Annotated in this window: 6 protein-coding genes and 2 tRNA genes; 5 read left to right on the top strand and 3 right to left on the bottom strand. The window is 66.0% G+C overall.

Features of this window, described 5'->3' with window-relative positions; all coding sequences use genetic code 11:
- A partial coding sequence (locus AD89_RS0104225; protein WP_025777363.1) for a DEAD/DEAH box helicase occupies window positions 1–1,451 on the bottom strand: 1,451 nt, incomplete at its 3' end.
- A gap of 129 nt (window positions 1,452–1,580) precedes the next feature.
- Between AD89_RS0104225 and AD89_RS0104220 the strand changes: the two genes are divergently transcribed.
- From AD89_RS0104220 to AD89_RS0104200, 5 genes are all read left to right on the top strand, one after another.
- Window positions 1,581–2,387 (top strand): fumarylacetoacetate hydrolase family protein, encoded by an 807-nt coding sequence (locus AD89_RS0104220; protein WP_025777362.1) that lies wholly within the window; start codon window positions 1,581–1,583, stop codon window positions 2,385–2,387.
- Between the two features lie 161 nt (window positions 2,388–2,548).
- Window positions 2,549–3,961: a glutamate--tRNA ligase gene (gltX, locus tag AD89_RS0104215; protein WP_231488414.1), complete on the top strand. Its 1,413-nt coding sequence runs from the start codon at window positions 2,549–2,551 to the stop codon at window positions 3,959–3,961.
- A 2-nt stretch (window positions 3,962–3,963) separates the two neighbouring features.
- Window positions 3,964–5,292: an alpha/beta fold hydrolase gene (locus AD89_RS0104210; RefSeq protein ID WP_035319832.1), complete on the top strand. Its 1,329-nt coding sequence runs from the start codon at window positions 3,964–3,966 to the stop codon at window positions 5,290–5,292.
- A 181-nt stretch (window positions 5,293–5,473) separates the two neighbouring features.
- Window positions 5,474–5,545 (top strand) — tRNA-Gln (locus AD89_RS0104205).
- 40 nt (window positions 5,546–5,585) lie between these two features.
- A tRNA-Glu gene (locus tag AD89_RS0104200) sits at window positions 5,586–5,658 on the top strand.
- Between the two features lie 156 nt (window positions 5,659–5,814).
- Here AD89_RS0104200 and AD89_RS0104195 read toward each other — a convergent pair.
- Window positions 5,815–6,477 carry a DUF4282 domain-containing protein gene (locus AD89_RS0104195; protein WP_155807364.1) on the bottom strand — a complete coding sequence of 221 codons (663 nt, stop codon included), beginning with the start codon at window positions 6,475–6,477 and terminating at the stop codon, window positions 5,815–5,817.
- 101 nt (window positions 6,478–6,578) lie between these two features.
- Window positions 6,579–7,637 carry an aldose 1-epimerase family protein gene (locus AD89_RS0104190; RefSeq protein WP_025777358.1) on the bottom strand — a complete coding sequence of 353 codons (1,059 nt, stop codon included), beginning with the start codon at window positions 7,635–7,637 and terminating at the stop codon, window positions 6,579–6,581.
- Window positions 7,638–7,736: the final 99 nt, after the last annotated feature.

The raw sequence follows: 7,736 nt of genomic DNA, 5'->3' as shown, positions 1-7,736 counted from the left end.
GAGGCGGGAACCGCCGCGATCGCCTGCCCCGTCTCAGTCACGTGCAGAGCGCTCTTATCTGCCTCCACGGCACCCAAAGCCACAAGATTGTCGACCGCCTGCCGCTTGGGGCCGGCCGGCAGCGGATCAGGCAGGAGGGCCTCGTCGCCGCCCCACGTGGCTAGGGCCAACACCGCGGAGGTGAGATCGGAGGTCGCGATTTCGGGTGGAGTGTGCTCGGGCAGGCTCGCCCAATCGGACTCTGACATGCAGCGATACGCAGCACCCGGTCCCTGCCGAGCGGCACGGCCGGAACGCTGCGTGCCCGAGGCCTTCGACTCGCGCATCGTCACCAGCCCGGACATGCGCCGCCGCGTATCCAAGCGCGGCCCCCGGGAGAGCCCGGAGTCGACGACGATGCGCACTCCGTCGATCGTCAGTGCCGATTCCGCCACTGATGTCGAGACGATGACCCGCCGGTTCCGACCCGTGCCGGACGAGCCCGGATCGACCGGACGCAGGATCGCATCCTGCTCCTTCGCCGGAGTTCGGCCTGTCAGCGTGTGCACCTCGATCGCAGCAGAATCCGAATCACCACCTGCGCTCGCCTCCAGATCTGTGCCCGCCTCGGCCCCTGCGCTCGATCCCATACGACGCCGCACCCGGGAGGCCACCTCGTCGACTTCTCGTGCCCCGGGAGCGAAGACGAGCACGTCCCCGGTGACGTTCTCCTCGAGCGCGCGCACCGTCACCGCCGCCAGATGATCAAGGAAATTCCAGGTCACACCCCTCGCATCGAGCGGCCGCTCCTTCGCCGGTGCCCACCGGACCTCCAAGGGATGAGTCTCGGCGGCCACCGACACCAGCGTCGCCGGTGCCTGCGGCCCGTCCCCGAGGCGCGCTGCCCACAGCCGCGCATCCAAGGTCGCAGACATGATGACCACAGCAAGGTCCTCACGCAGATCTGCCAACTCCCGGCACATCGCGAACGCGAGATCCGTATCCAACTGCCGCTCGTGCACCTCATCGAGGATCACTGCCGCGACGCCGGTCAGCTCCGGATCGCGCAGCAGCCGTGACAGGAGCACGCCCGTGGTGACGAATTCGATGCGCGTCGCAGTCGTTGTCCGCGACTCACCGCGAACGGTGAAACCCACCACCTCGCCGAGGCGGGTCCCCGTCAACGATGCGAGCCGCCTGGCCGCGGCGCGGGCAGCCATCCGCCGCGGTTGGGTGACGATGATGCGGCCCGGGAGTTCGGCACCAGCCGAACCTCCGGAGAACCGGGCCACGTGCTCGGCGATCATCGGCGGCACCACGGTCGTCTTACCGGTGCCGGGAGGAGCCTCCACGACCACTCGCGGGAAGGGGGCCGCCTCGGCGAGGGCCAGGTCATCGATGAGCGCGGCGGCGGGCAATCCGGCCCCGATGCGGGCGAGATCGAAGGTGTGCGGGAGGTGCGGATCGGGCATGACACCAGTCTCTCAGCAGGGCGGTCGGGCCCGCACATGGCACTCCGCCTGAGGATCTGCGGGGACCCGATCACGGTTCGAGGTGCACCGACGCGCGGAAGGCACCAGGCACTGACTAGACTGGGGCACATGCGTATCGCCAGATTTGTCCATCAGGACGAGCCCAAATACGGAGTCGTCGAAGGTGAAGTCCCGCCGATCACCGACGGCAGCTGGGACACGTCGGGTCTCGAACTCGCCGTTCTCGACTCCGACCCGTTCTTCTCTCCGGCCCAATCGACAGGCGAGAGGCTGAAGATCGACGATGTGCGTCTGGTCAGCCCCATCCTGCCGCGTTCGAAGGTCATCGGCGTCGGCCGCAACTTCGCCGACCATGCCGCCGAACTCGGCAACGAGGTGCCGGTGTCCCCGCTGACCTTCTTCAAACCCAACACCGCCGTCATCGGCCCCGGCGACCCCATCCGTCTGCCCGCCATCAGCGAATACGTGAGCTATGAGGCCGAACTCGCCGTCATCATCGGCCGGGTGGCCAAAGGTGTGAAGGCCGAGAACGCCAACGACCACGTCCTCGGCTATACCGCCGGAAACGATGTCACCCTGCGCGACATCCAGAAGGCTAACAAGCAGTGGTCACGGGCGAAGGGCTTCGACACCTCCTGCCCGCTGGGCCCGTGGATCGAAACCGAACTCGACGTCGACGACCTGAACATCCGCTCCTGGGTCGACGGAGACATCAAGCAGGACGGGACCACCGCCGACTTCATCTTCGACATCCCGACCCTCATCGAGCACCTGTCCGAGACGATCACCCTGCTGCCCGGTGATGTCATCCTCACCGGAACCCCGGCCGGCGTCGGCCAGATCGTGTCCGGCAACCGCGTCGACATCGCCATCGACGGGCTCGGCGTCCTGTCGAACCCGGTCATGGACGCCTGAACCCACCGCCGCTTCGGCGGGGTTGCGTCCCGGACCTTCCGACCCACACCGCCAGCGCCACCCCACACCACAGACTCACACTCGAGAAGATCACGCAAAGGACAATCGTGAGCGTCACAGTTCGTTTCTGCCCATCACCCACCGGCACCCCGCACGTCGGCATGGTCCGCACGGCCCTGTTCAACTGGGCCTACGCCAAGCACACCGGCGGCAAGTTCGTCTTCCGCATCGAAGACACCGACGCGGCACGTGACTCCGAAGAGAGCTTCGGCCAGGTCGTCGAAGCCCTCAAATGGCTGGGCCTGGACTGGGACGAAGGCATCGAGGTCGGCGGCGATAACGGACCCTACCGCCAGTCGCAGCGCGGCGAGATCTACGCCGACGTCATTGAGAAGCTCAAGGCCGGGGGCCACATCTACGAGTCCTACTCGACCAACGAGGAAGTCGAAGCCCGGCACAAGGCCGCGGGCCGTGACCCGAAGCTCGGCTATGACGGGTACGACCGCGACCTCACCGACGAGCAGAAGGCCGCCTTCCGCGCCGAGGGCCGCGAACCCGTGTGGCGCGTGCGCATGCCCGATGAGGACATCACCTTCACCGACCTCGTCCGCGGCGACATCACCTTCAAGGCCGGCACCGTTCCCGACTTCGTCGTCGTCCGTGCCAATGGCCAGCCCCTGTACACCCTGGTCAACCCCGTCGACGACGCGCTCATGGGCATCACCCACGTGCTCCGCGGCGAGGACATCCTGTCCTCGACCCCGCGCCAGATCGCTCTCTACGAACACCTCAAAGCCATCGGCATCGCCGAGGCGACCCCCGAATTCGGCCACCTGCCCTACGTCATGGGTGAAGGCAACAAGAAGCTGTCGAAGCGCGACCCCGAATCGAACCTGTTCCTCCACCGTGAGAACGGCTTCATCCCCGAGGGACTCATCAACTACCTCGGACTGCTCGGCTGGTCCATCGGACCCGACCGCGACATCTTCAGCGTCAAGGAATTCACCGAAGCATTCGACATCCACGATGTCCTGCCCAACCCGGCCCGATTCGACGTGAAGAAGGCCACCGCCATCAACGCCGACCACATCCGCCGCCTCGAGCCGGGTGACTTCCGTGACCGTCTGGTGCCCTACCTCCAGGCCGCCGAGGTGCTCCCGGAGTCCCCGGCGGAGGCTCAGCTGCAGGTCCTCGACAAGGCGGCACCGCTCGTGCAGACCCGCATGAAGCTGCTCGGAGAAGCTCCCGACCTGCTCGCGTTCCTCTTCACCTCGGATGCCGACCTGACCATGGCCGAAGACGGACTGAAGACGCTCAAGGACTCCGCCCCCGAGGTGCTCGCCGCCTCCATCGAGGTCCTCGAAGGCCTCGACGAGTGGACGACGGCGAAGCTCGAAGAGGTGCTCTCAGCCAAGCTCGTCGACGAGATGGAGATCAAACCGCGCCTGGCCTACGGACCCCTGCGGGTGGCAGTGTCCGGCCGCAAGGTCTCCCCGCCGCTGTTCGAGTCGATGGAGATCCTCGGCAAGGACTCCTCGCTGACGCGCCTCAAGGCACTCGCGGCGCAGCTGTGACCATGGTCGAGCAGAAGAACTGGACCCGTGGGGGACTGCACTTCCGTGACGTGACGGTCACCGTGCCCTTCGACCATTTCGGACGGGCGGGGGATGCCGCCTCGGCGGGGGAGAACGCCGTGCCGGCCGCCTCGGGGACGGTGAACCTGCCGGACACGATGGACGTGTTCGCCCGGATCATCGCCACCGAGGCGGACAGCCGGAAACCCTACCTCGTGTACCTGCAGGGCGGGCCCGGCGTGGAAGCTCCGCGCCCGGGCATCGCCGGCGGTCCCGGCGGCTGGGTGAAGCGGGCGCTCGAGGAGTTCCAGGTCGTCATGCTCGACCAGCGCGGAACCGGTCGATCGAACCCGATCGGCTCGGTTGATGGGGCCATCACCGGACTGGAGACGGTGGGGGAGGACCCGGCCGCGATCGCCGAGGCGCTGTCGTTCTTCCGCGCCGATTCGATCGTCGAGGACGCGGAGATCCTGCGCCGCCAGCTCGGCGCGGACACCTGGTCCCTGCTGGGGCAGTCCTTCGGCGGCTTCACGACTCTGCGCTATATCTCCGCGCATTCGAATGCCCTTCACGAGGTGTACTTCACCGGCGGTCTGCCGGCGATCGGCCTCGACCCGGCGACCGTCTACGGCCGCACGTGGGAAGGCATGATCCGCAAGTCCGAGCAGTATTACGCAGCGTTTCCCGGCGACCGTGAGAAGATGCGCAGGCTCGTCGAGCTCGCATCCGTCGGGGATGGGCTCGCCCTGCCCGGGGGAGCGCGGGCGACGCCGGAGCGGATCCGTCTGCTCGGGCACTTGCTCGGCGCCTCGGATGGTCCGGAGAAGCTGCATTATCTGCTCGACCTTGACTTCTCTTCGGCAGCATTCCGGCACGACCTCGCCGCGTCCCTGCCGTTTTCCGGGCGCAATCCGCTCTATGCGGTCATCCACGAATCCTGCTGGGCCGACGGCACGGTGACGAACTGGGCGGCCAGGCGGGCGATGCCCGATGCCGTGGTCAAGGATCCGACGCTGCTGGCCGGCGAGCATGCCGGGCCCGAGTCGTTGCATGAGGATCCGGAGCTTAGGCCCTTCGCCGAGGTGGCCGAGCTCGTCGCTGCACGTCAGTGGCCCGGTCTCTACGATGTCGACGCTCTGCGGGCCGCCTCGGTGCGTGGTGCGGCGGCAGTGTACTTCGAAGACGCCTACGTGCCGGTGGAGTATTCGCTGGCCACGGCCGAGCACCTGTCCGGGGTGCAGCCGTGGGTGACGAACGAGTACGAACACAACGGGCTGCGCGCCGATGGATACCGAGTCCTCGACCGGCTCATCGGCCTCGCCCGCGGGTGAGGCCGGCGCTCGTCGGCAGGGGAGAGTTGAGCCTGTCGGCGGGCCAGCGCCGGTGAGGCTGTTTTGTTAAGAAGGTCACACCGAAAATGACCCCCTGAGATTTGTCGGGAGGCGGGGTGCTTGTGTAGAGTTATATCTCGTTGCTCAGGGAATTCTCCACGGAGATAACCTTGAATAACATTGGGCTATGGTGTAATTGGCAGCACGAGTGATTCTGGTTCATTTAGTCTAGGTTCAAGTCCTGGTAGCCCAGCGGACATCATCCGGAGGTTCCTCCAGGTGAGTTGTTCTAAGCCCCCGTCGTCTAGTGGCCTAGGACGCCGCCCTCTCAAGGCGGTAACGGCAGTTCGAATCTGCTCGGGGGTACGGTTGAGCCCCGCATCGATTTTCGGTGCGGGGCTCACTCTAATTCACAGGCGTTTTCCCGCGCCTGCATTGGGGACAACTGGGAACGGCACTGTCTGAGTCAGAAAGCACCTGTTTCGCACAGTGCTTTCTGACTCCGACAGTGCCGTAGTCGCCTCAGCGGCTGACTGAATCGGCGATGCGCTTCGTGTGCTCGGCCGTCTTGATGTTGGAGACGATGAGCTCGAGAACCAGACGGACGCCGATGACCCACAGCGCCGGAATGATCCAGCCGAAGATGATGGCGATCAGCAGCGGCCAGATGCTGAAGCTCGGGCCGCCGGTCATATATGCCGAGGCCGTACCTGCTGCGATTCCCGTGGTGATGCCGGCGATGATCGTCCCGAGGTAGGACAGGACCGCGACCACGATCGCGATGATGTAGATGAAGCCCGCCCACTTCACCGCGATGAAGTTGTCGAAGCGGATGTCGAACAGCGACTTGAAGAACCCGGCCTGCTGAGGCGCCGTCTGCGGAGCCTGACCATGCGCTGGCTGACCGTAGGCGGGCTGACCATAAGCCTGCGGCTGTGCCGCGTTCTGCGAGTAGGCGTCCTGCTGGTAGGGATCCTGCTGATAAGCGCCGGGCTGGGAATAACCGCCCTGCTGGTACTGCTGTCCCTGTGCCTGATAGGCATTGGGGTCGTAAGTTCCCTGCTGGTAGGTGGTCTGATCGGGCTGGGCACTCTCCGACTGATCTCCCGCGCCGGGGTTCTGGCCGTCGAGGTTCTGCTCAGACGAGCTGCTGTTCGGGTCGTTCGGGTTCTGCGGTGTCGACATGATGTCCCTCTCGAGAATGGAACGCACCCTGGGCGCGCTCGCCAGATATCTGCCTGTCATCGCAACCTATCAGGATGCGCCGAACCGCGGCAGGGCGACTGTCATTCTGGGAGGAAAGTCGAAGCACCATCAGGAGCGGCCGAACCGTTGCCTGAGAGAGGCGAGGCCGCTTCGGATCGCTCGTCATCGCCTCCGCTCAGGGCGATGCTCCACTCGACGGCAAGCTCGTCACCGGCAGCGATGACGTCGAAGTCCTCTCCGGCCTCGCCGGCGGCGAACGCATTCGGAGGGCACGTCATCGGCTCGATGGCAATCGCCCGACGCGCCAGATCCTCATCGAGGCCGTCGCCAGTGCACACCTGCCAGGTGCGGAAACCGGGACCCATCCCGACGACGACCTCGCGCAGATCGGCACCCTTCAGCCGTGCTCGAGACCACCCGTCGTCCCCGCGCCGAGGTGAGCCGTACGCATCATCGAGGATCGTTGCCCCGATCAGGCGCAGCGCCCGGAAGTCCTTGCACACCATGCACGCGGAATCATCGGAGACGTGATCGGCCGGAACTGCGGTGCCGTCATCGAAAGGGCGCACGGCGGTGGGAATGAGCCGCTCATCGGTCTCGTGCCAGTGCGCAGCGGGAATGACGAGCTGAGCCTCGTCGACAAGGGCACCGTCGACGGGGTCGGTTGTACCCGATGGGGCTGTGCCCGGGGAGAGCCACGGATGAAATCCGAAACCGAACGGTGCGGGAGCCGACCCCGTGTTCAGGGCACGGGCACGCATGCGCAGCTCCGCCTCGGCGAGTTCGACATCCACCCGCAGGCCGAACGCGAACGGATACCCCTCCGTCGGCTCCAGCGAGTATTCGAGACTGACCGTCGACTCGGTGCGCTCGACCACGGACCACTCGGCATCGGCGACGAGACCATGCAGAGCAGTATCCCGCTCGGGCTCGGTGATCGGCAGCCGGTGGCTGTCGCCGGCGAAGTCGAAACGGCCGGCATCGATCCGATTCGGCCAGGGCGCGAGCACGGCCCCGTCGAAGGCGCTCATCGGCACCACGACCGGCCGATCGCCGACGCAGAAGCGAACCAGGCTCGCACCGATGGGGGAGATGACCGCCGTTGACTCGCCACAGGCGAGTTCGATGGTGGCGGTCATAGGTCTCCAAGGGGCTCGGGCGTGGGAGGTGCGGTTGCAGGTATTGTACGCCGACCGCGCCCAACCGAACCGCCAGATGTTAGCATTATGATCGAAAAT

The organism is Brevibacterium sp. VCM10 (genome assembly GCF_000583215.1).
GTDB classification, from domain to species: domain Bacteria; phylum Actinomycetota; class Actinomycetes; order Actinomycetales; family Brevibacteriaceae; genus Brevibacterium; species Brevibacterium linens.
This window is presented reverse-complemented; position numbering and strand designations above follow the sequence as displayed.